General features: G+C 63.4%; 15 protein-coding genes. 4 read left to right on the top strand and 11 right to left on the bottom strand.

Annotated features, from left to right (window positions below):
• Positions 1–156 precede the first annotated feature (156 nt).
• Complete coding sequence (locus tag HNQ60_RS28160) at positions 157–1,689, top strand: alpha-N-arabinofuranosidase (protein ID WP_184334992.1); 1,533 nt, start codon at positions 157–159, stop codon at positions 1,687–1,689.
• Positions 1,690–1,882: 193 nt separating this feature from the next.
• Here HNQ60_RS28160 and HNQ60_RS21270 read toward each other — a convergent pair whose 3' ends face one another.
• From HNQ60_RS21270 to HNQ60_RS21260, 3 genes are all read right to left on the bottom strand, one after another.
• Entirely contained in the window at positions 1,883–2,740 is an 858-nt protein-coding gene (locus HNQ60_RS21270; protein WP_184334788.1) for an SMP-30/gluconolactonase/LRE family protein, read from the bottom strand.
• A gap of 162 nt (positions 2,741–2,902) precedes the next feature.
• Positions 2,903–4,708 carry an IlvD/Edd family dehydratase gene (locus tag HNQ60_RS21265; RefSeq protein WP_184334787.1) on the bottom strand — a complete coding sequence of 602 codons (1,806 nt, stop codon included), beginning with the start codon at positions 4,706–4,708 and terminating at the stop codon, positions 2,903–2,905.
• A 46-nt stretch (positions 4,709–4,754) separates the two neighbouring features.
• Positions 4,755–5,891: an aldose epimerase family protein gene (locus tag HNQ60_RS21260; RefSeq protein WP_184334786.1), complete on the bottom strand. Its 1,137-nt coding sequence runs from the start codon at positions 5,889–5,891 to the stop codon at positions 4,755–4,757.
• A gap of 241 nt (positions 5,892–6,132) precedes the next feature.
• Here HNQ60_RS21260 and HNQ60_RS21255 point away from each other — a divergent pair, with 241 nt between their 5' ends.
• Complete coding sequence (locus HNQ60_RS21255; protein ID WP_184334785.1) at positions 6,133–7,122, top strand: NAD(P)H-dependent flavin oxidoreductase; 990 nt, start codon at positions 6,133–6,135, stop codon at positions 7,120–7,122.
• A gap of 9 nt (positions 7,123–7,131) precedes the next feature.
• A complete protein-coding gene (locus tag HNQ60_RS21250) occupies positions 7,132–7,878 on the top strand; it encodes an SDR family oxidoreductase (RefSeq protein WP_184334784.1) in 747 nt (248 codons plus the stop codon).
• Positions 7,879–7,975: 97 nt separating this feature from the next.
• On the opposite strand, the gene HNQ60_RS21245 is transcribed toward HNQ60_RS21250, so the two are convergent.
• From HNQ60_RS21245 to HNQ60_RS21230, 4 genes are all read right to left on the bottom strand, one after another.
• The gene (locus HNQ60_RS21245) at positions 7,976–9,109 is read right to left on the bottom strand and encodes an NAD(P)-dependent alcohol dehydrogenase (protein ID WP_184334783.1); all 1,134 of its coding nucleotides are present in this window, start codon (positions 9,107–9,109) and stop codon (positions 7,976–7,978) included.
• The gene (locus HNQ60_RS21240) at positions 9,087–10,889 is read right to left on the bottom strand and encodes an acyl-CoA dehydrogenase C-terminal domain-containing protein (RefSeq protein ID WP_184334782.1); all 1,803 of its coding nucleotides are present in this window, start codon (positions 10,887–10,889) and stop codon (positions 9,087–9,089) included. The genes HNQ60_RS21245 and HNQ60_RS21240 overlap by 23 nt, the downstream gene beginning before the upstream one ends.
• A 130-nt stretch (positions 10,890–11,019) precedes the next feature.
• A complete protein-coding gene (locus HNQ60_RS21235) occupies positions 11,020–13,281 on the bottom strand; it encodes a TonB-dependent receptor (RefSeq protein ID WP_184334781.1) in 2,262 nt (753 codons plus the stop codon).
• A 183-nt stretch (positions 13,282–13,464) separates the two neighbouring features.
• Complete coding sequence (locus HNQ60_RS21230; protein ID WP_184334780.1) at positions 13,465–16,179, bottom strand: LuxR C-terminal-related transcriptional regulator; 2,715 nt, start codon at positions 16,177–16,179, stop codon at positions 13,465–13,467.
• A gap of 178 nt (positions 16,180–16,357) precedes the next feature.
• On the opposite strand from HNQ60_RS21230, the gene HNQ60_RS21225 reads away from it, so the two are divergent.
• Positions 16,358–17,557, top strand: a complete 1,200-nt coding sequence (locus tag HNQ60_RS21225; RefSeq protein WP_184334779.1) for an acetyl-CoA C-acetyltransferase — start codon at positions 16,358–16,360, stop codon at positions 17,555–17,557.
• A 9-nt stretch (positions 17,558–17,566) separates the two neighbouring features.
• On the opposite strand, the gene HNQ60_RS21220 is transcribed toward HNQ60_RS21225, so the two are convergent.
• The 4 genes from HNQ60_RS21220 to HNQ60_RS21205 form a co-directional block, all read right to left on the bottom strand.
• The gene (locus tag HNQ60_RS21220; protein WP_184334778.1) at positions 17,567–17,968 is read right to left on the bottom strand and encodes a GFA family protein; all 402 of its coding nucleotides are present in this window, start codon (positions 17,966–17,968) and stop codon (positions 17,567–17,569) included.
• 29 nt (positions 17,969–17,997) lie between these two features.
• Positions 17,998–20,109, bottom strand: a complete 2,112-nt coding sequence (locus HNQ60_RS21215) for an acetate--CoA ligase family protein (protein WP_184334777.1) — start codon at positions 20,107–20,109, stop codon at positions 17,998–18,000.
• Positions 20,110–20,227: 118 nt separating this feature from the next.
• Positions 20,228–21,919, bottom strand: a complete 1,692-nt coding sequence (locus tag HNQ60_RS21210; protein ID WP_407676461.1) for an AMP-binding protein — start codon at positions 21,917–21,919, stop codon at positions 20,228–20,230.
• A gap of 79 nt (positions 21,920–21,998) precedes the next feature.
• Positions 21,999–23,147 carry an acyl-CoA dehydrogenase family protein gene (locus HNQ60_RS21205; protein WP_184334775.1) on the bottom strand — a complete coding sequence of 383 codons (1,149 nt, stop codon included), beginning with the start codon at positions 23,145–23,147 and terminating at the stop codon, positions 21,999–22,001.
• Positions 23,148–23,187 lie beyond the last annotated feature (40 nt).

Raw genomic sequence — 23,187 nt, 5'->3', positions numbered from 1 at the left:
ATTTCCACGGGGTACACGGGGTGCACGGGGTGCACGGGGATGAAGAAGATCTCCGAACCCCCGTGCTCCCCGTGTACCCCGTGGAGAATCTTTCTCTTTCCGTTCCGCCGAAGTGAGGAGAAGAAGTTGAGAACGATCATTGCTGCAGCGATGTGTATGGCGTCGCTTTTGGGGGTTACGGGGGCCCACGCGCAGAGCGGTCCTGTGTCGGCGTCCGTCACGATTCGTGCGGACCAGCCGGGGGCAACCATCAGCCGCAACATCTACGGGCAGTTCGCCGAGCACCTCGGCGCCGGCATCTATGAAGGCATCTGGGTCGGCGAAGACTCGAAGATTCCGAACACGCGCGGCTATCGCAACGATGTCGTCGATGCACTGAAGAAGCTGAAGGTGCCCGTCGTGCGCTGGCCCGGCGGTTGCTTCGCCGACGAATATCACTGGCGCGAAGGCATCGGCCCGCGCGAACAGCGTCCGATCAAGGTGAACACGCACTGGGGCGGTGTCGAAGAACCGAATTCGTTCGGCACGCACGAGTTCCTCGATTTCGCCGAACTGATCGGCGCCGATCCCTATGTGTCGGGTAACGCCGGCTCAGGCACGGCGCAGGAGATGGCCGACTGGGTCGAGTACATCACCGCCGACAACAACTCTTCGCTCGCGCAACTGCGCCGCAAGAACGGACGCGAGAAGCCCTGGAAGCTGCCGTTCTTCGGTGTCGGCAACGAGACCTGGGGCTGCGGCGGCAACATGCGCGCCGAGTACTGGGCCGACCTGTATCGTCACATGCAAACGTTCGTGAAAGCACCGCGCGACAATCGCCCGCTCAAGATCGCGAGCGGCGCCAACGAAGCCGACTATCACTGGACTGAAGTGATGCTCGCGCAGGCATCCAAGCTCATGGATGCGTACTCGATCCATTTCTACACCCGTCCGCGTCATGAGAAGTGGATGGACAAGGGCCCCGGCATCGGCTTCCCCGAATCCGAATGGATCTCGACCCTGGATCACGCGCTCTACATGGACGAACTGGTCACGAAGCACTCGGCGATCATGGACAAGCACGACCCCGAGAAGCGCGTCGGCCTGTTCGTCGATGAGTGGGGCACCTGGTACGACCCGACCGCTGGCCGCGAACCGGGCTTCCTTTGGCAGCAGAACACGCTGCGCGATGCGCATGTGGCCGCGCTCACCCTCAACGTTTTCCATCGGCATGCCGATCGCGTGAAGATGGCGAACATCGCCCAGATGGTGAACGTGCTGCAGGCGATGATCCTGACGGACAAGGAGAAGATGGTCCTGACGCCGACCTATCACTTGTTCGAGATGTACATCCCGTTCCAGGACGCGACGTTCCTGCCGGCTGAGTTCAAGGCGCCCGAGTACCGCAAGGGTGATCTCGCAGTGCCCGCGGTCGATGTCTCGGCTGCACGCGGCAAGGACGGAAAAATCCACATCGCACTAGTGAACACTGATCCGAACCGCGGCGCGACGATCACGACCAAGATCGCGGGCGCCACAGGCAAGGGCGGCGTCACCGGACGTGTGCTGACGGCAGCGACGATCGATGCGCACAACACGTTCGATAAACCGAACGCAGTGCAACCGGCGGCGTTCAAGGCTCAGCGCAAGGGCGATGAAGTGATCGCCAATCTGCCGGCGAAGTCGGTGGTGGTGCTGACGCTGGAGTGAGAAGCTGCGAGCTGTGAGCGGCGAGCCAGAGAGGCCCTCTGGCTCATCGCTCGCGGCCTCGATCTTCCTGTGGGTGCGGCTTTAGGCGGACGTCATGCGAAGCACCCTCTTCGTCACTCCCGCGAAAGCGGGAGCCCATGTCTTTCAATCGGATGGATTCCCGCGTGCGCGGGGAATGACGGTGTGCCGCTTCCTAACCCGCAAACCGATGCGGCGCCAGACCCTTCACCCCGCCCGCGTCCACTTCGAACAGCGAGCCGGCGAGCGGCTCATCGGGCTTTCCATCAGCCGCTGACGTCACGAACATGCGGTCGAGATTCGCGCCGGCGAACACGACGTTCGTGATCTGCGAAGCGGGCAACTCGATCCAGCGCTCACGCCTGCCATCCGGCGTGAAGCGGCTGACGCAGCTTCCGCCCCAGTGCGCGATCCACAAGCCGCCCGCCGCGTCGACGGTCATGCCATCGGGCACGCCCCAGTCATCGGGGAAACGAATGAACTCGCGCTTGTTGGTGATGCGCCCATCCGGCGAGAGATCGAATCGGTACACGACGCCGCGGCCGGTGTCGTTGTGATACACGCACTCGCGAGCGATGCCGAACGCCGGGCCGTTCGTAACGAGATAGTCGCTGTCGAGCTTCGTGACCTGATGATCGCCATCGAGCCGGTACAGCGATCCGGTCACCTCTTCGATGGCCACATCCATCGTCCCCGCCCAGAGGCGTCCTTCATGGTCGACGCAACAGTCGTTCATGCGATTGCCGGGCAGGTGCGGTTCCGGATCGGCGAGCGCCTTGATCGCAAACGGATCGAGCGTCAGCTCGACGAACCCGCTCTGCATGCCCGCGATGAATCCGGGCTTCTCGCGGCGCTCGACGAGCCAGCCGGTCTTCTCGGGCATATCCCAGGATTTCGTACCGCCATCGCCGAGCAGGTAGCGGTGCAGCTTCTGGCCGATGATATCGACCCAGTAAACCGCGTTCTCGCGCGACGACCAGAGAAGACCTTCGCCGAGCTGGCAACGGATGGAGGGAGCGATGATTGAAGGCATGCAGCGGATGGCGGATAGCGGATAGCGGATAGCGGATGGTGACTAGTCAGAAAAGCCTGCGCGACTTCGCTGTGCGAAGCTTGCAGACCGAATGTGACGACGGTTGGGTGGTGCGTTTCCGAACGTCTTCCTATCCGCCATCCGCTATCCGCCAGTCACTTCTCAATGATTATGCCTCGGCACGCCGATCGTCTGCGCGAGCTTCTGATACTTCGTCGCGTTCTCCAGTACTGCGCCGGTTTCGGCCTGGCCGACGGTGGCGCGCTGAATTTCCTGCCACGGAGTCTGACTCGCCGGAATCGGATAACCGCCGGCGGCTTCGAGCGCTTTGCGACGCGTTTCGAGCTCTTCCTTGCTGATGAGGATATTGGCTTCGCCGCGACGCAGATCGATACGAACGCGATCGCCGCTCTTCAGCAACGCGAGTCCGCCGCCTGCCGCCGCTTCGGGCGATGCGTTGAGGATCGAGGGCGAGCCCGATGTGCCTGACTGACGCCCGTCGCCGATGCACGGCAGGTGGTGAACGCCCGCAGTGATCAGGTAAGCGGGCGGACGCATGTTCACGACTTCCGCGGCACCGGGATAACCAATCGGGCCCGCGCCGCGCATGAACATCAGCGTCGACTCGTCGATGCCGAGCGAAGGATCGTCGATGCGCTTGTGATAGTCCTCCGGACCATCGAACACGATGGCGCGGCCTTCGAACGCATCCGGGTCATTGGGGTTCGAGAGATAGCGCGCGCGGAATTCTTCCGAGATGACACTGGTCTTCATGATGGCGGAATCGAAGAGATTGCCGCTCAGCACCGTGAACCCGGCCCGCTTCTTCAGCGGCTCGTTGAACGGACGAATGACCGCTTCATCGGCGATGCTCGCGTCGCGGCAGTTCTCGCCGATCGTCTTGCCGTTCACGGTCAGAGCGTTCTCGACAATCAGCCCCTGCTTCATGAGCTCCGACACGATCGCCGGCACGCCGCCGGCGCGATAGTAATCCTCGCCGAGATACTCGCCCGCAGGCTGCAAGTTCACGAGCAGCGGAATGTCGAGACCGAACTTCTGCCAGTCATCGATCGACAGTTCGACGCCGATGTGGCGCGCCAGCGCATTCAGATGAATCGGTGCATTGGTTGAACCGCCGATGGCGGAGTTCACGCGAATCGCGTTGATGAACGCATCGCGGGTGAGAATGTCCGACGGCTTGCGATCTACCGCTACCATCTCGACGATTTGCTTGCCGGTGAGATACGCGCATTCCTGGCGATCCCGATAAGGCGCCGGAATCGCAGCCGATGCCGGCAGCGACATGCCGAGCGCTTCGGTGAGGCTGTTCATCGTCGTCGCGGTGCCCATCGTATTGCAGTAACCCGTCGACGGCGCCGACGATGCGACCAGCTTGATGAAGCCCTGGTAGTCGATCTTTCCCGCGGCAAGCAATTCGCGGGCGCGCCAGACGATTGTGCCCGAGCCCGTGCGAGCGCCCTTGTACCAACCGTTCAGCATCGGGCCGACAGAAAGCGCGATTGCCGGAATGTTCACGGTCGCCGCTGCCATGAGGCACGCCGGCGTCGTCTTGTCGCAGCCGATGGTCAGCACCACGCCGTCGAGCGGGTATCCGAACAGCACTTCGACGAGACCGAGATACGCCAGATTGCGATCGAGCCCCGCGGTCGGTCGCTTGCCGGTTTCCTGGATCGGATGCACCGGGAACTCGATCGCGATGCCGCCGGCTTCGCGGATGCCTTCGCGCAGCCGCTCCGCCAGCACGATGTGGTGACGATTGCACGGCGACAGATCGCTGCCCGTCTGTGCAATGCCGATGATCGGCTTACCCGACTGCAACTCCTGCAGCGTGAGCCCGAAATTCATGTAGCGCTCGAGATAGAGCGCCGTCATATCGGCATTCGCAGGATCGTCGAACCAGGCACGCGAGCGCAGCTTGGGCGGAGAAGCGGGTTTCGATGCAGTCATTGCTTCGGCTTCGGAAAGTCGGTGAAGAAATTTGAGGTGGTCGCGATCAGCGCGAGGTCGAGAAGCGGTACACCATCGTGTTGGTGTACGTCTTCCCCGGATCCAGTCGCGCCGACGGAAAATCCGGCTGGTTCGGCGAGTCCGGGAAGACCTGCGGTTCCAGGCAGAGCGCATCGCCCTGCCGATAGATCCGCCCGGCCTTGCCGACGGTGGTGCCGTCCAGGAAGTTGCCGGAATAGAACTGCACTCCTGGCGCCGTCGTCAACAACTCCATGACGCGACCTGACGCAGGGTCCTCCACGCGCGCCGCGGGGCGCAACGTGCCGGCCTGCCCGCGAACCACGTAGTTGTGATCGTAACCGCGGCCGAAGCGGATCTGCTCGTCGCGGCCGTCACGCACCCTGAGGCCGATCGTCTGCGCTTCGCGGAAGTCGAACGGCGTTCCCGCGACATTGCGACGTTCGCCCGTGGGAATCAGCGTCGAGTCGACCGGCGTGTAGGCATCCGCGAACACCGTCAGCCGATGGCCGATGATGTCGCTCGAGCCGGCATCACCGGCCAGGTTGAAATAGCTGTGATTCGTGATGTTCAGGACCGTCGGCTTGTCGGTCGTCGCGCGGTACTCGACCGTCAGCTCGTTCTTGTCGCTGAGCGAGTAAGTCGCGGTCATCTTGAGTGTGCCGGGATAGCCGCCCTGGCCGTCGGGACTCACGTGGCTCAGCACGACACTCGCGGGCGAGCCAGCCTTCACGGAATCGATCTTCCACACGACCTTGTCGATGCCGCGCAGCCCGCCGTGAAGATGATTGGGACCGTCGTTCGTCTCGAGCTTGTAGCGCTTGCCGTCGAGTTCGAACTGGCCGTTGCGAATCCGGTTCGCGTAACGGCCGACAGTCGCACCGAAGTACTGGGGCTTGGCGAGATATTCAGCCGCGGTCGCGTAGCCGAGCACGATATCCGCGCTCTTGCCGTTGCGATCGGGAACGTTGAGGGAATAGATCGCCGCCCCGAGCGTCATGATCTTCGCGCTCACGCCGCTGCCGTTCGCCAGCTCGACTATTTCGACGGGGGAGCCATCGGCCAGCTTGCCGAAATCCATCCGATTCACCTCGGCCGCTTCGCCGGCCGTAGCGATGCTCAGGGCGACCAGCAGCGTTCCAGCGCTAACTTGCTGTTTTCTCATGAGTAATAGTGGTCTCTCGGATTCCAGTGATCCGCAGACGGCCCACCCCCAATCTGGGCCGCTTAAATACTCAGACAAAATGTCACTAATCGTCTCGCGAGACAAGCCCCAAACGGCGTTTCGCGGCAAACTCGCGCCCATTCCGTGGAATCGATTTCCGTAGCCACTCCCCTGCCGCTGGGTGGGCAGCGCAGGGCGGCTCCTGCATCATCGGCCTCCCTGAGGCTTTCCGGACCCCGACATGCCGATTCCCGCTGCCCTGCGTTCGCAACTGCGCCTGCCCGTCATCGGTTCGCCGCTCTTCATCGTTTCGTCGGCACAGCTCGTGATCGCGCAGTGCAAAGCCGGGATCGTCGGTTCGTTTCCCGCGCTGAACGCCCGGCCCGAACCGGTGCTGGAACAATGGCTCGTCCAGATCCGCAATGAACTCGACGCGTATCAGCGCGAGCATCCTGAGCGACGGGTCGCGCCGTTCGCGGTGAATCAGATCGTGCACAGCTCCAACAATCGCCTCGCCCATGACATTGCCGTCTGTCGCGAACATCGCGTTCCCATCCAAATCACGAGCCTGCGCGCGCCGGACGAAGTCGTCGAAGCCGCGCACTCCTACGGCGGCCTCGTCTTTCACGACGTCACCAACGTCAAGCACGCGAAGCGTGCGCTGCAGGCTGGCGTCGATGGCTTGATTCTCGTGTGCAGCGGTGCCGGTGGTCACGCCGGATCGCTGTCGCCGTTCGCGTTGCTCACCGCGGTGCGTGAGTTCTACGACGGCACGATCATTCTTTCAGGTGCAATTTCCACTGGCGCCGGCATTCTCGCCGCGCAGGCGCTGGGCGCCGATCTTGCGTACATGGGCACGCGCTTCATCGCGAGCCAGGAGGCGAACGCGACTGATGGCTACAAGCAAGCCATCATCGACAGCGGCGCCGAAGACATCGTCTACACGAACCTGTTCACCGGCGTTCACGGCAACTACCTGCGATCGAGCATCGTTGCAGCCGGCCTCGATCCCGATGCCCTGCCCGAAGCCGACAAGAGCAAGATGAACTTCGGCAGCGGCGGCGACCAGAAAGCCAAGGCGTGGCGCGACATCTGGGGCAGCGGCCAGAGCGTCGCTGGAATTCACGATGCGCCACCGGTCGGCACGATCGTCGACCGGCTCGAAGCCGAGTATCAGAGGGCACGCGAGCAGCTTGGCGTCGATGCCGCAGGCTGGGCCGCCGCTCGCTGACACATATATATGAGCAAGGTCCTAGTCATCACCGGCGCAAGCCGCGGCATCGGAGCGGCGACTGCGATCCTTGCCGCACAGCACGGCTACGCCGTGTGCGTGAACTACCGCTCGAAGGCAGCGCCCGCCTATCTCGTCGCCGATGAGATTGCACGCAACGGTGGCCGGGCACTGGTCGTGCAGGCCGACGTTGCGAACGAGGAGGAGGTCGTCAGGATGTTCGGCGTGGTCGACCGCGAGTTCGGCAAGATCACCGCGCTCGTGAACAACGCCGGCATTCTCGAACACCAGATGCGCGTCGAGGCAATGTCAGCGGATCGCATCGCCCGCGTGTTCGCCACCAACGTCACTGGCTCGATTCTCTGCGCGCGTGAAGCCATCCAGCGGATGTCGACGAAGCGCGGCGGCACGGGGGGCGCTATCGTAAACGTCTCCTCGATGGCTGCCCGGCTCGGCTCACCGAATGAGTACGTCGACTACGCGGCATCCAAAGGCGCGATCGATACGTTCACTGTCGGCCTCGCGAAAGAAGTGGCCGGCGAAGGCATTCGTGTGAATGCAGTGCGGCCCGGGCTCATCGACACCGAGATGCACGCGAGCGGCGGTGAGCCGGGACGCATCGAGCGACTGAAGAGTTCGGTTCCGATGCAGCGAGGCGGCGAAGCGGAGGAAGTGGCGAAGGCGATCCTGTGGCTGCTGTCGGACGAGGCGTCGTACACGACGGGGACGTTTATCGATGTTTCGGGTGGTAGATGAGGCAGCTCGCTGCCGATTGGTGTCACTCCCGCGCACGCGGGAGTCCATGCTTGGATGCAGATGGATTCCCGCGTCCGCGGGAATGACCCAGTAACTTCTAGCCGCCGCCCATCCTCACCACCGGCTTCACCACCTCACCCGAAGCACACGCCGCCACCGCTTCATCGATCCGGGCAAATTCAAAGTACCGAACAAGCCGGTCGAAGGGAAACCGTCCCTCGCGCCACCATTCGATCATCTGCGGAATGAAGGTGCGTGGAACGACATCGCCTTCGGTCACACCGACGAGCGTTCGGCCGCGCAGCATCGATGCCATGTTGATTGCAGCGTCGGCTCGCGGATGAGCGACGCCGACCAGCGCACACGTGCCGCGAGGTGCGAGCACATCGACGGCCTGGCGCAAGACTGCGGGCAGCCCCGTGCACTCCACACTGGAGTGAACACCTCGCCCCTTTGTCGCGATACGAACGAACTCGACAGGATCGCCCGACAATGCATTGAACGTGTCTGTCGCGCCCAGCTCTCGGGCAAGCGTCAGCCGCGCATCGTTGATGTCGACTGCAATGATCGTCTCGCATCCGGCGATGCGAGCGGCCATCAACGCCGCGAACCCGACGGAGCCCGCGCCAAGAATGGCGATCGAACTGCCCGGCCTGGGCTTCAGAACGTTGAGCACCGTGCCGGCTCCCGTCTGCATGCCGCAGCCCAGCGGCCCCATCAGCTCGAGCGGCACGTCGCGATCGATGCGGACCACGCTGGACTCGCTGACGTTCGCATGGGACGCGAACGAGCTCTGTCCCAGGAATCGCGCCGACAGAACGCTTCGTTGTTCATCGTGCACGACGCCGGTGCCGTCACGCCGCACGCCGGAGAAATTCAGCCGCGGCGCGTGCTGGCAATATGCGACGTGACAGTCGCGACAGGAATCGCAATCGCCACAGAAATCGAAGCTGGTCACGACGTGATCGCCGGGGCGTACCGATGTCACCTTCGCTCCCACGGCTTCGACGACGCCCGACCCTTCATGACCCAGCACGGCGGGCAACCGCAACGGCAGCAGCTGCTCCCTCGCGCTGAGGTCCGTGTGACAGATACCGCTCGCGACGATTCGAACGAGCACTTCGTTCTCACGCAGCGCGTCCAGGATCACAGGCTCGATCGAGAAGCGGCCACCCGGCGCACGCAAAACCGCTGCAGTTGCGCGCACGCTAGCGCCCAGCTGCGAAGCCATCGTCCGACATTGCCATCAGCGATGAGCTGCCCGCCTCCACCGCCGCCTCGCAAACAGCGATTCGCGGCAGTATCCGGTCGAAATAGAACTGTGCGGTCTGAAGCTTCGCGAGATAGAACTCGCGCTCCGGCGACTTCGTCGCCAGCTTTGCGTTCGCCACTTGCGCCGAGCGCGCCCACAACCAGGCGACGCTGACATAGCCCGCGAACATCAGATAGTCGACGGCAATGGCGGGCACGAGATCCGGATCCGATGAGTGACGCGCAGCGATGCGATCGGTCATCGTCCGCCATCGATTCGTGGCATCCGCGAGCTTGCGAACGAGCGGCCGCAATCCATTGTCGGAAGCATGTCGCGCGCAAAAATCGAGGATCTCTCCCGTGAACTCCTGCAGCGTCTCGCGCTGAGGTCCGAGAACCTTCCGACCGAGCAGATCCATGCCCTGGATGCCGGTCGTCCCTTCGTAGATTCGGGTGATGCGCACGTCGCGCACTCGCTGCTCGAGACCCCATTCCTTCATGTAGCCGTGCCCGCCCAGAATCTGGACGCCGAGATCCGCAGCCTCGCTGCCCCACTCGGAAACGGCACCCTTCGCAATCGGCGTGAGCAGCGCGAGACGCCGTTCGGCCTGCTCGCGGACCTTCCGATCGTCGGTGTCGGCGCGATCGACCCACTGCGCGCAATACAGAACGAGCGCGCGCCCGCCTTCGGCAATCGCCCTCTGCGTCAGCAGCATCCGCCGAATATCGGGATGCACGAGCAACGCATCTGCTTCCTTGTCGCGACTCACCGGACCTGACGGCGCACGTCCGGCTCGCCGTTCGCGCGCATAGGCGAGCGATGCCTGATACGCAGCTTCTGCATGTGCCTGCCCCTGCTGTGCCGTGCCGAGGCGGGATTTGTTGATGTACACGAACATCGCCTTGAGCCCGCGATGCGGCTCCCCGACCAGCCAACCCTCGGCCCCATCGAATGCCATCACGCACGTGGCACTCGCCTTGAGTCCCATCTTGTGTTCGATCGACAGGCAGCGAATCGCATTCGCGTCACCGGCCGATCCGTCATCGCGCAGTTTTCGCTTCGGGATCACGAACAGCGAAATGCCGCGCGTTCCCGGTGGAGCGTCAGGCAATCGAGCAAGCACGAGATGAACGATGTTCTCCGAGAAATCCTGCTCGCCGGAACTGATGAAGATCTTCGTGCCCGTGATCCGGTACTTGCCGTCCGCCGCCGGCTCGGCCCGGCACCGGACCAGGTTCAGGTCCGATCCGCACTGGGGCTCGGTGAGGCACATCGTGCTCATCCATTCGCCGCTGACGAGCTTCGGCACGAAAGCTTCGATCTGCGCCGGTTGTGCGTAGCTCATCAACGTCTTGATGCCGCCGTCGTTCAGCAACGCGTACATGCACCACGCGCCGTTGGCAGCCTGCATGAACTCGGAGACTGCAAGCTTCAGCGAGTACGGCGCCGCCTGCCCGCCGTGCTCGGGAGGATTCCCCAATCGCGGCCAGCCAGCCTCGACGTAGCGACGATAGGCTTCCGCGAAACCGCGCGGCGAAGTGACTCGCCCGTCCTCGCAGTGAGCGCCTTCACTGTCACCGCTGACGTAGAGCGGCGCTATCACTTCCTGAGCAAACTTCGCCACCTCGCCGACGATGAAATCCACATCGTCACGCCCGATCTCCGCCGCGAGCGGCAGCGTCGAGTAGTGCGCCGGATAGTCGAGAAGCTCGTCGAAACAGAAGCGCAGATCGCGCAGTGGAGCTTGATAGGGAGTCATCGAAGATCGGAGGTGGGAGCCAATGCAGGAGATTTCACACGGAGTTCACGAAGCGCACGGAGTTTCGAAGGGGTCTTTCCGAGCCTCCATGATCTCCGTGCGCTCCGCGTGAAACTTCTTTCTACTCTGCTCAGAACGAAACCCGCAGCGTCAGCCCGTAAGTGAGCGGCACCGACACGTAGCCGTTCGCATCGGTTCCCTGCAGCGGGGTATTGAAGTGCTGCACGACGTAGCGCTCGTCGCTGCAGTTCTGACACCACGCCGTGACGGACCAGTTGCCGTTCAGAGAGCGCAGGCCGAGGCTGAGGTTGTACTCGGTCTGGGCATCGCGCTGCAGATCGTTCGAGGTGTTCGTGTACACCTCACCTGTGTATTGCGCCGCCGCGCGACCGATCAGAGCCAGGCTGTTCGTCAGCGGCTGGTCGAGATTCAACGACAGGTTGGCCGCGAGATCCGGAGCCTGCGCAAAGTCCCGGCCCGACAGATTCAGGATCGAAGCCGCTTCGCCGAATTCCTTCTCCGGCAGCCACGTCGCATCGAGTCCCAGCGTGACAGCTTCGCCCAGGAGCCAGCTGTTCTCTATCTCCGCACCGTAGACAGTCGCTTCCGGCGCATTCACGATCGTGAACTGCGTGCCGAGGAACTGCGCGACCTGTAGGTCCTTCATCTCGTCATAGAACACGGCGAAATTCGTCCGGCCGCGTCCATCGGCATACTGGGTCTTGAGCCCCAGCTCGTAGCCGTCAATGAACTCCGGCTTGTATGTCGGATCCTTCGGCACGGCGCCCGGAATTTCCGCCGGGTTGTTCATGCGGGTACCCGCGGCCGTGTTGTCGATGTTCACGCCGCCGGCTTTGAAACCGCGGCTGTACGTGAGGTAGCCCATCACGTCGTCGGTGAACTGGTACTGGAAGCCGAACGTGCCGCTCACGGCCTCGTCCTTCTGCTCATCGCTGTACTCCGGTCCAGGCTGCACACCGAGCAACCGGAACGCAGCGTTCGGCGCCGGTGTGAAGTACTGCAGGTCGAAGGCACCCGTCTTGTCTTCGCTCGAGTAGCGCAGACCCGCCACGAGTTTCAGCGGATCGGAGAGGGGAATCGTCCAGTGCGTGAACGCAGCGTACGAACGGCTCGTCGCCGGGAACTCGGCGTAGTTCCAGGTGCCGGTTGCGGCGTTGCTCGTGCCCGGCGGCAAGCCAGCCTGAGCGAAGAACAGGGCGTCGAAGTACGTCTGCGCCTGGTTGCCCCAGATCAGTTCGTACGTCGCTTCGATGTCTTCATCCGCGAAGTACGCGCCGACAACGTATTCGGCATCGCCGACAGAGCCGTTATAGGTGAACTCCTGCGAGAAGAAATCCGTGCGGAAGCTCTCGTTGATCGTCAGCACGTTCGCGCCGGTGAAGTCCGCGTCCATGCCGTCCTGGCGGAACTGCCAGCTGCGATATGCAGTGACCGAGTGCAGCGAATCGCCACTCTGCAAGTCCCAGTCCGCGTGAACCACGACGCCCTTGTCGACGATGTCCTGCTGCGTGTCGTTGCTCAGGACCTGCTCATAGTCGTCGAAGTCGGCCGAAGGCAGGGCCACACCACGCGCCAGCGTCAGGTTGTTGATCAGCGGCTGCAGCGGTCCGTCGACATCGTCGACCTGGCCGTAGCAGCAGTTGTTCTTCTCGTCCGACCAGTCGGCGATCACCCGCAGGCTGAACGAATCGGTCGGCTCGAGCAGAAGCTGCGCCTTCACGGCGCGCGGATTGCGATCGTTGTAGTTCCCGCCGTTCGGATTCTCGATGAACCCATCCGACTGGCCCCACAACCCTGCAATTCGCAGCGCTGCGCTGTCTGACAGCGGCGCATTGAGAGCGGCGCGTGCCGAGAGCGTCTCGTAGTTTCCGTACGTCAGCTCGAAGTCCGTGCCGAACGCATCGATTTCAGGCTGCTTGCTGGTGAGCAGCAGTGCGCCGGCGGACGTGTTCTTGCCGAACAGCGTTCCCTGCGGACCGCGCAGCACCTGGAGATTGTCGACATCGAGCCAGTTCTGGAGCGCCTGGCCGCCGCGCGTGCGGTACACGCCGTCGATGAATACACCGACCGCGCCTTCGAACGCCCGGCTGTTACCGACGGTGCCGATGCCGCGAATACGAATATTGGCGCTGTTGGACGCGCTGTTGGTCACGTCGAATGAAATGCTCGGCGAAATCGCCTGCACGTTATCGATACTGTCGACCCGCGCAGCCTCGAGCTGGTCCGCCGTCACCGCCGTCACGGCGATCGGCACGCGCTGGATGTTTTCCGCGCGGCGCTGAGCCGTCACGATCACTTCTTCTACCGCACCGCCCGCGGAATCCGCTGCCCAGACTGCGACCGAAGGCGCAACCGCCAGCACCGCCGCCACGCAGGCCCTCAAGCAGTTCGAATTGCTACCGCCCCGGACCAACCCCCGACTTCTCATAGTCTTGCCCCCTGAATACGACGATGACGCACTGCCCGGAACGAGGGGCAGCTTTGTTTGTGCGTTGTCAGGATCTACGAGCCGGGGGCGGGTTGACTCGTCCGAAGTGACGAATTTCGGGACGGCCTACGCGATCAGCCTGAGCTTCCTTCCCACCGCGATCGCCTGCGTCCTGTTATGCACCCTGAACTTCGAGTTGATGTTTCTGAGGTGGGTGCGGACGGTGGTCTCGGAGACGAACAGGCGGCCGGCGATGGCGAAGTTGGAGAGGCCTTCGGCCAGGAGTTTCAGGATCTCGAGTTCCTTGCGGGTCAGGGCCTCGAAATCGCCTGAGATCGCGGGCTGAGGCGCGGGCTCGGGCACGGCCGCCGCGGGTTGCGTCAGCCGTTCGAAGTATTGCAGCGCATTCTCGATACCTTCTTCGGGTTCACGCTGGCCGGCGGCGGAGAGCTTTTGCAGAAGTGCGTGGAACGGATCGCCCTCGTCCAGGAACATCCGGACGAAGCGCTCGGTGGCGCCGAACCGCAGTGCATCACGCAAAGTGCGCAGGGCTGCCTTCTCATTCCCGCTGCGATCGAGAGCGAGAGCCAGCAGGATGCGAAGCTTCAATGCACGACGATGACGTCGCGCCCCTTCAGCCCGTTCGAGCTCCTGCTTGAGCTGGGCGACAGCATCGTCGGCCGCACCGCCATGGATCATCCAGCGCAGCTGCGCCTCCACCAGCGTATCGGCGTCGTTGCCGAACAACGAGCGGCTGGTGACCTCGCTCCAGTCTGTCGCCGCTTTCGCGCGCTGCAATGCTTCCTTCGCGGTGTTGAGGTCGCCCCGCCACAGTGCATGTCTCACGCGTTCGAGCTGCGCACTTGCGACGACCCGCGTGAGACCCCGGCGATGGCCGACGAACTCCATCTCCGTCACGAGCTGCAACGAGCGATCGTGATCGCCGCGATGCCAGGCAATGCGCGCCAGATTCCGATAGCCGCAGATCAGATGATCGGCGAGCCCGAGTTCCTGCATCAGCGGCACGTACACATTGAGCAGCCGCTCCGCCTCGGGCAGTTCGTCCTGCTCGTACAGCACTTCCGACAACAGGATGCCCGCCATCGCGTTGCCGTTCGTATCGGTGAAAGCGCTGCGCGAACCGACGCTCGCCGAGTGCCTGAATCTCGCAGTGGCCTGCCGCAATCGTCCATGCAGAAGATCGATGACGCCATCGACGCACTGCGCGTAGATCATCATGAACGGTCCGCTCGGCGCGTCCGACACGCCGCCGCTGCGATCGAGCAGCTCCCGCGCGTTCGCATACTTGCCCATGATCAGATGCGTGTTGGCAAGCGTCGTACGCAGGATGCGGAACGCGAACGCCTGCTGCGGCGTGACTCTGTCGATTGCGCTGAGCCCAGCCGCGTACGCCTCGTCGAGTCGATCGAGCATCGTCAGCAGCATCGGTCGTAACGCAAGTGCATGCGCCTTCTGGTCGGCAGTCTGCAAACCATCGCGTTCGATGCCTTCCAGCATGCGCATCGCTTCCTGTCCGCCACGTGTGAACCCCAGCGCCCATGCGTGAATCAGGCGCAATCCGGGCCAGTTCTGCAGATCCTCGGGCAGCGCGGTGTCGAGCAGGCGGGCCACGAGACGAATGCGGCCATCCTCGATGAGTCGTTCGGCGTGCCGCTCGAGCAACGGCATCGCATAGCTTGCATCGCCGCACGCAATCGCGTGCTCGATCGCGGGAATCGGCCGACGCTGGCCCTCATACCATTCAGCTGCCGCACGATGCAGGCGGCCGATGTCCTGGGGATGCACGCGTTCGAGCTGCGTGCGAAGGAAGCTGCTGAGGAGACTGTGATATCGAAACCAGTCGCGGCTCTCGCCGACCGGTTGGATGAAGAGATTCGAGCGCTCGAGCGATTCGAGAATCTCGCGACTGTCGCTGCTGCCTCGCACGGCATCGCAGAGCTGTGCGTTCAACTGCTGAAGGATGCTCGTCCGCAACATGAAGTCGCGCACGGCGTCGGACTGCTGTGCGAGAACTTCCTCGGCCAGGTAGTCGGCGACTGCGACGTTCGAACCGGAGAACTGCGCAACGAGATCCGCGGGACGCTCCCTTCGTTCGAGCGCGACCGATGCGAGCCACAGCGCAACTGGCCAGCCTTCAGTGACACCCTGCAATCGCGCGACGTCAGCTCCTTGCAACTTGAGACCGCGCTTGCCCGCGAGAAAATCCGTAGCCTCGCCGAGCGAGAATCGCAGCTGTGCGAGATCCACTTCGAGCAGTTGCCCGCGCGCAAGCAGCCGCGCCGCGCCGATGTCGGGAAGCATTCGTGATCCCATCACGATTCGCCCGCCGGCCGGTAAATGCTCGAGAACCTGACGAATCAGGGCGAAGGCCGCTGCGTTCTGAATCGACTCGACATCGTCGATGAACAGCGCGAACGGCGGCGTCGCGAACGACACCCGATCGATGAGATCCAGCGCCATCAGGCCTGTGGCCTCGCCACCCTCATCCATGAGCACCGGTTCGGTGCGATCCGCCAGCGCATCGATCGCCGCCCCGAGAAAGCTCAGGAACCGCCCCACATCGTTATCCGCCGGATCCGCGGTCAGCCACGCCGTGCGCACGCCCTGCTGCTGCAACGTCGTCATCACCTGCAGCATCAGCGTCGTCTTGCCGAAACCTGCCGGGGCCTGGATGAGCACGAGTTTCTCGCCGGCACCAGCGCAGATCCGCTCGCGCAGTTCCGCACGCGCGATTTGAAAGGGCGGCGCGGGCGGCGGCGTGAGCTTCGACCGGATCAGGTGGCTGCGGGGTGCAGCGATTGGCGGATGGGAATCGGACATGCAGCGATCGTATGGGTACGCGGGCCTATGATAGTGACGACGGCACCGCATCGCGAGCCGCTGCGGCATTCCCCGCTTCGTCGCTTCGGACGAAGCCTGCCATCGCCGTCCCGACACACAATTCCCGAAGGCAGCCGCCGGTTGCCGCATCGCTCACTTTCGCGCGGGTATCACACTTATGTCCGAAGCTTTCATCGTTGCCGCTGTACGCACAGCCGGCGCCCGCAAGGGCGGTCGCCTTTCCGGATGGCATCCGGCCGATCTTGCAGGCCAGGTCCTGAACTCGCTGGTCGACCGCGCCCAGGCGCCGCCGGGCGCAGTCGAAGACGTCATCATGGGCTGCGTCGGGCAGGTTGGCGAACAGGGATTCAACATTGCGCGCAGCGCCGTGCTCGCATCGCGCCTGCCCGAAAGCGTTCCCGGCACGTCCGTCGATCGGCAATGCGGGTCGTCGCAGCAGGCCATTCATTTCGCGGCCCAGGCCGTGATGTCGGGCACGATGGATATCGTCATCGCAGCGGGCGTCGAGAGCATGACGCGCGTACCGATGGGCTTGAGCGTCGCGCTGCCCCAGAAGAACGGCTTCGGCTTCTACGTCGGGCCGGCAATGGCCGCCCGCTATCCGAACGTCGAGTTCAGCCAGTTCATCGGCGCCGAGATGATGGCGAAGAAGTATGACCTGACGAAGGACGCGCTCGATGAATACGCCCTGCACAGCCACCAGCTCGGCGCGGCCGCTGTCCGAAGCGGCGTATTTCGTGACGAGATCCTGCCGCTCGAAGTCCGCCGCGTGAGCGCGGGAGGAAACGCCGCCCCGCCGGACGTGCCCGGAGAAATCCACGACACCGACGAAGGCGTTCGTTTCGACGCTTCGCTCGAAGGCATCCGCAACGTGAAGCTCATCGCCGAAGGTGGCCGCGTGACCGCTGCAACGGCGAGCCAGATCTGCGACGGCGCTGCCGGCGTGCTGATCGCCAACGAACGCGGACTCAAGCGCCTCGGCGCGAAGCCGCTTGCGCGCATCCACCACATGACCATGCTGGGCCACGATCCGGTGATCATGCTCGAAGCACCGCTGCCCGCGACTCAAACTGCCCTTCGCAAGTCGGGCCTTTCGATCAACGACATCGATCTGTTCGAAGTGAACGAAGCGTTCGCACCCGTGCCGCTCGCGTGGATCAAGGCGACCGGCGCCGATCCCAAGCGCCTCAACGTTCATGGCGGCGCCATCGCACTCGGTCATCCGCTGGGTGCGTCGGGCGCGAAGCTCATGACGACTTTGGTGTACTCGCTGAGGACTCACGGCAAGCGTTATGGACTGCAGACGATGTGTGAGGGCGGTGGGATGGCGAATGTGACGGTGGTAGAGAGGATCTGATGGGCCTCGTTACTGTCCTTGCAGACAAGGCACATCCTCCGGCAACCCCACCCACGGCTGTGCACTGCTGCACCAGACGTGCGCCTGGGGTTTGAGCTTCGAGACATCATCGAGCGTGCCCGCTTTGATCGCGAGGATCGCGGGCATCGATCCCGGCTCGCTGACGATCGAAGAACCGCAGACGGGACAGAACTTCCGCAGAACCGTCGCGCCGCTGTCACCGCGATCGATGTACGTCCCGAGCTCGCCGCTCAACGTCACGCTCGCGCGCGGCGCGATCATCATGATCGAGAACGCCGAACCCGATTGCTTCTGGCAATGCCGGCAATGACAGACCACGGTTTGCGCGCGGTCGGCGCTCACCTGGTAGCGGACCTGGCCGCAGAGGCAGCCACCGTGGAATGTAGTCATGTGAACTGTGATCCTCAGACAAGAGCCGGCTAGCCTGCTAGCCGGCCAGCTGGCTGGCCTCCCCACTCCACCAATCCATCCAGTGCTTCCACTTCATCCCCGCTCGCTCGCAACGGATTCACCTCAAGCGACAGCAGCTCCGGTCCGAGCACCAGCGCTGCCTCACCTATGGCCGCGATGACACGCGCCACTGCCTTGCGATCAACAGCGGGCGCGCCGCGGAATCCATCGAGCAGCTTCGAGCCACGCAACTCACTCAGCATCTCTTCTGCTTCCGAGGCGGTCACAGGCAGCAAGCGCAGACTCGTATCGCGCAGCGCTTCAACCCACACGCCTCCGAGCCCAACAGCCAGCACCGGGCCCCACTGAGGATCGCGCATCGTGCCGACGAAGAGCTCGACTCCGCCCTTGCGCATCGGCGCGATCGCAACGCCGTCGATTCGTGCCTCCGGACGCGCGCGCGAAGCGTTCTGCAAGATCATCCGATACGCATCGGCAACTGCGGCATCACCGCGGACATCGAGGATGACGCCGCCGATATCGCTCTTGTGCTGGATATCCGCCGACGCGATCTTGAGTGCAACAGAAGCTCCGAAGCGCTGCGCTATCGCGACAGCATCGTCGGCGCTGCGAGCGATCTGCGTCGGAATCACCGGCACGCCGCGCGATGCGAGGAACTCGAGTGTCTGTTGTTCGGATTGAGGCCTGACGTCCTGCGCAACTGCTTGATCCCGCGTTCGGGTTGGTCGATCAAGCATCTCCGTCCAGGCACGAACTCGCCCGAGAGCCGTAACGCCGTGATGCACTCCACATGGGAGGTAGCTGAGATTCGCTTCGCGGGCGATCTGCTGTGACATCGCGCTCATCGGACGCATCGTGTGGCTGAACATGACCCCAGGCTTCGCATGTCGCCCCTGCACTGCGCTCACGGAGGCGACGAGCTTTCTCAGAAGCGCGCTGTCATCCTCGGGCGCGGAAGGAACATCCAGCACGGATGCCATCGCGGACAGATTGGATGCGGCGTAGAGGACTTCGAGCGAGCGCTCGAGCAGCTCCGGCTGCAACATCACCGCGCCGGTCACATCGAGCGGATTGTGCGGCGTGCCGAATCCCGGCAACGCATTCTCGAGCGCAGCCATCGTTGCCGGTTCAAGTCCGGGCAACTCGACCCCTTCCGCTTCGGCACGATCAGCAGCGATCTCGCAGAGACCACCAGACAGAGAAACCACACCCAGCCCGCCGCTGATCGGCCCGGTCCGCGCTGCAACTTCCGCGGTGATGATCAGATCTTCGAGCGAGCGCACGCGAATCAGCCCCATGCGCTGGCAAGCCGCATCGAAGACACGATCGTCACCGACGAGCGAGCCGGTGTGTGCCTGCGCGGCCTTCATCGCGACTTGGCTCGTGCCTACTTTCAGCACGACGATCGGCTTGCGGGCCCGCTTCGCGCGCAACGCTGCGCGTTCGAAAGACGAAGGATCGCGCACCGACTCGAGGAATACGGCGATAGCCTGCGTGCGCGGCTCATCAGCCAGATAGTCGATCGCCTGCGCAACGTCGATGCCCGCCTCGTTACCGGTCGAGATCATGTAAGTGAGACCGATGCCCTGCCAGCCCGCGAAATAAGACATTTGCGCGGCGAGCGCCCCGCTCTGGGAAACGATCGCGATACGGCTTGCACCGACCGGCGGCCTCGCACCCACAGTCCACACCGGCGTGCGATCGACGAAGTTCACGAAGCCGAGACAGTTCGGCCCCAGCAGCGAAACGCCGTGCTCACGTGCAGCATCGCTCAAGGCCTGCTGGCGTGCCGCACCGTCCTTCCCCGACTCCGCGAAGCCGGAGCTGAGCACCACTGCGTTGCGAATCCCTGCAGCCTCGAGATCGGGAAACGTGGAGAGAAGGACTTCCGACGGCACCATCACCAGCGCGACATCGACGGGCTCGCCGATCGACGCGGCGGATGTTGCCGCCGGCTGTCCAAGCACCTCGCCGCCCTTTCGGTTCACGAGATGCAACTTGCCTTCGTAGCCGAGTGTCCGGAGATTCGCGAGCGCCGCGCGTGTCCAGACCGAGCGCTCCGTTGCGCCGATGAATGCGATCGAGCGCGGGCGGAAGAAGGAGTCGAGGGGGTGGGGCATGAGAGAACTGATAGTTGGAAAGAGAGATTCCGTCATTCCCGCGAAAGCGGGAATCCATGTCCTGGAACCGGATGGATTCGTGCTTTCGCGGGAATGACGATAGCCAGCAGCATCCGGCTCATTCCTCCCAGATCACCCTTCTCCCCGCGTCGCGCCACGCCCCGGCCCGCGAGAGATACCGATCCTCGATGACATTGCGACGCAGTTTCATCGTCGGCGTCAGCATGCCGCTCTCGATGGTCCACTGGTCCTTCACGATGACGAGGTAGTCGAGCCGTTCGTGGTCTTCCAGCCCGTGGTTCACCTCGTCGAGCAACGCGACGAACTGCTGTTCGAGCTGGTCGCGAGCCTGCGGCGCGCTGCGGACCTGCTGATGACGGTCGAACGGCAGCATGATCAGCGCGAAAGGCTGCGGCTCACCGGGACCGGTTGCGCAGACGACCTCGATCAGCGGATGCAGCGCCAGCTTGTTCTCGATCCTGACCGGCGCGATGTATTTGCCCTTGCTCGTCTTGAAGAGCTCTTTGACCCGACCTGTGATGCGCAGGCGACCCGTCTCGTCCATTTCGCCGCGATCACCCGTGCGGAAGAAGCCATCCGGCGTCATCTCGGCTTCCATCTGGCCCGGCATCTTGTAGTAGCCCATCATCTGGCCAGGGCTCTTGACGAGCACCTCGCCCTGTTCGGAAAGCCGGCATTCGACGCCGGGCAGCGGCGTGCCGACATAGCCCGGCTTCACATCGCCCGGGCGACAGGCGTGTGACGTAGCAGCGTTCTCGGTCATGCCGAACACTTCGATCAGTTCGAGGCCCAGCTTGCGATACCACGCAATGATGTGGGCAGGCAGCGGCGCCGCACCGGTGAAGCCGATCGTCGCCGCATCGAGACCGAGACTGGCGAGAATACCCTTCTTCGCGGCCGCGCCCTTCTGCGGGTCAGAGAACATCGCCTCCTGCTGTTCCGCGGGAATCTTCTGATGCACGCCGAGATAGAACCGCGTCCACAACCTGGGCACGGAGAAGAATCGGGTCGGCCGCGCGCGCTTCAGATCCTCCGGGAACGTCTCGAGGCTGTAGTTGAAGAAGATGTGGAAGCCGAAGATGAGCGACGGCACTTCGAGTGCGACGCGCTCCGCGATGTGCGCGAGCGGCAGGTACGACAGCATCCGGTCTTCCGAACATGTTCCCCACAGCTCAGCCGTCACGAGGCAAGGCGCCGAGATCGAACGCATGCTGTGCATGACGCCCTTCGGCCGGCCCGTCGTGCCGGACGTATAGATGATCGTCGCCAGCGCATTGGGATCGCGCTCGACAGGAGTCGCAATCGGCTCATGACGGGCGAGCAGTTCGCTCCATGTCGGTCCGTCGATCTCAGGGGACATCGGCAGGCGGATCAGCGGCAACCCGGGCGGCAATGCGGGGCGCACTTCGCTCCAGCTGTCGGCCTTGCCGTCGAGCTTGCCGATGAAGAGCAGTTTCGCTTCGCTGTGATCGAGGATGTACTTCGCCGCATCGGCGCTCAGCGTCGGATAGAGCGGCACACTGACATGGCCCGCCATCCAGATCGCAAGGTCCGCCATGATCCAGTGCGCACTGTTGCGGCCATAGAGCGCGATGCTGCTGCCGCGGGGAAGATTCAATGAGACGAGATGAGCAGCGACGCGTCTCGACTCGTCCCAGACCTGCGCCCATGCGTAGTCGACGACAGACCCGTCCGCGTGCGGCTGAGTCATGTAGATACGATCGGGCGTCGTCGTCGCCCATTGGCGCAGGCTTTCGATCGGAGTGCGTAGCGTCTGCACAGTCATCATCTTCCCCCGGACGTCGAGTGCGGCGCGCGACGATGCACCGGCGCGCTCCCTGGCCGACCGTCCCGCTCCGGATCTGCTCTTACAGTGTTCTTGCGATCAGCTCTTTCATGATCTCGTTCGTGCCGCCGTAGATCCGGCTGGCGCGATTGTCGATGAAGGCCCGCGCGATCGGATATTCGAGCATATACCCGTAGCCGCCATGAAGCTGCACGCATTCATCGACGACGCGACAGACCAGATCCGAGGTGAAGAGCTTCGCGGCCGCGGCCGCTTCCGGTGTGAGCTTGCCCTGGAGAACGAGCTCGAGGCAGCGGTCCACGAACACCTGTGCAACAGCAATGTCCGCCTTCATCTCGGCGAGCTTGAAACGCGAGTTTTGGTAGTCGACGACCGGCTTGCCGAAGACCTTGCGGCTTCGTGTGTAGTCGATCGTCCAGTTCAGTGCAGCCTGCGCGCCCGCCATCGAGAGAATGGCGATGATGAGGCGCTCCCAGGCCAGTTCCTTCATCAGCATGATGAAGCCACGACCTTCGCCGTCCGCGCCGCCCAGCACATTCGAGCGAGGCACGCGAACGTTCTGGAAGAACAGCTCGCAGGTGTCCTGCGCTTTCATGCCGACTTTCTTCAGCGGGGCTGCCTTCGTGAAACCGGGCGTGCCGTTCTCGACGAGGATCAATGAGATGTCCTTCGCTCCCGAGCCGCTTTCGCCGGTCTTCGCGGCGACGATCACGACGTCGGAGAGATAGCCGTTGGTGATGAAGATCTTCGACCCGTTGATCACGTAGTCATCGCCGTCGAGCTGCGCGCGGGTCTTGATCGACTGCAGGTCCGATCCCGTTCCGGGCTCGGTCATCGCAATGGCGCCGACCGCCTCGCCCGCCGCCATCTTCGGCAACCAGTGCCGCTTCTGATCTTCCGTTCCGAAGTTCAGCATGTAGTTCGCGACGATGTCCGAGTGAACGGCAAAGCCAGGGCCCGTGGCGCCGGCGTACGTCTGCTCTTCCATCAGCACCGTGCTGTACAGGCGATCGCCGCCCATGCCGCCGTATTCCTCGGGAATCGTCAGGCACAGAAATCCGAGCTCACCGGCGCGATTCCAGAGCGAGCGGTCCACGTACTGCTGCTCTTCCCAGCGCGCATGATGCGGGACGCATTCCTCATCGATGAAGCGACGGATGTTCTTGCGGAATTCATCGTGATCGGAGGTGAACAGGGTTCTTGGGATCATGGATCGCTCGAAGAAGGGGATGGCGGATAGCGGATGGTCA

This window comes from Povalibacter uvarum (genome assembly GCF_014202975.1).
Classification (GTDB): Bacteria; Pseudomonadota; Gammaproteobacteria; order Steroidobacterales; family Steroidobacteraceae; genus Steroidobacter; species Steroidobacter uvarum.
Note: the sequence above shows the minus strand (reverse complement) of the source record. Positions and strands in the feature narration are given on the sequence as shown.

What these genes read in the sequence shown, in the direction of transcription:
- HNQ60_RS28160 (WP_184334992.1), top strand. Translation starts at nt 157, where the DNA reads ATGGCGTCGCTTTTGGGGGTTACGGGGGCCCACGCGCAGAGCGGTCCT.
- HNQ60_RS21270 (WP_184334788.1), bottom strand. Translation starts at nt 2,740, where the DNA reads ATGCCTTCAATCATCGCTCCCTCCATCCGTTGCCAGCTCGGCGAAGGT.
- HNQ60_RS21265 (WP_184334787.1), bottom strand. Translation starts at nt 4,708, where the DNA reads ATGACTGCATCGAAACCCGCTTCTCCGCCCAAGCTGCGCTCGCGTGCC.
- HNQ60_RS21260 (WP_184334786.1), bottom strand. Translation starts at nt 5,891, where the DNA reads ATGAGAAAACAGCAAGTTAGCGCTGGAACGCTGCTGGTCGCCCTGAGC.
- HNQ60_RS21255 (WP_184334785.1), top strand. Translation starts at nt 6,133, where the DNA reads ATGCCGATTCCCGCTGCCCTGCGTTCGCAACTGCGCCTGCCCGTCATC.
- HNQ60_RS21250 (WP_184334784.1), top strand. Translation starts at nt 7,132, where the DNA reads ATGAGCAAGGTCCTAGTCATCACCGGCGCAAGCCGCGGCATCGGAGCG.
- HNQ60_RS21245 (WP_184334783.1), bottom strand. Translation starts at nt 9,109, where the DNA reads ATGGCTTCGCAGCTGGGCGCTAGCGTGCGCGCAACTGCAGCGGTTTTG.
- HNQ60_RS21240 (WP_184334782.1), bottom strand. Translation starts at nt 10,889, where the DNA reads ATGACTCCCTATCAAGCTCCACTGCGCGATCTGCGCTTCTGTTTCGAC.
- HNQ60_RS21230 (WP_184334780.1), bottom strand. Translation starts at nt 16,179, where the DNA reads ATGTCCGATTCCCATCCGCCAATCGCTGCACCCCGCAGCCACCTGATC.
- HNQ60_RS21225 (WP_184334779.1), top strand. Translation starts at nt 16,358, where the DNA reads ATGTCCGAAGCTTTCATCGTTGCCGCTGTACGCACAGCCGGCGCCCGC.
- HNQ60_RS21220 (WP_184334778.1), bottom strand. Translation starts at nt 17,968, where the DNA reads ATGACTACATTCCACGGTGGCTGCCTCTGCGGCCAGGTCCGCTACCAG.
- HNQ60_RS21215 (WP_184334777.1), bottom strand. Translation starts at nt 20,109, where the DNA reads ATGCCCCACCCCCTCGACTCCTTCTTCCGCCCGCGCTCGATCGCATTC.
- HNQ60_RS21210 (WP_407676461.1), bottom strand. Translation starts at nt 21,919, where the DNA reads ATGATGACTGTGCAGACGCTACGCACTCCGATCGAAAGCCTGCGCCAA.
- HNQ60_RS21205 (WP_184334775.1), bottom strand. Translation starts at nt 23,147, where the DNA reads ATGATCCCAAGAACCCTGTTCACCTCCGATCACGATGAATTCCGCAAG.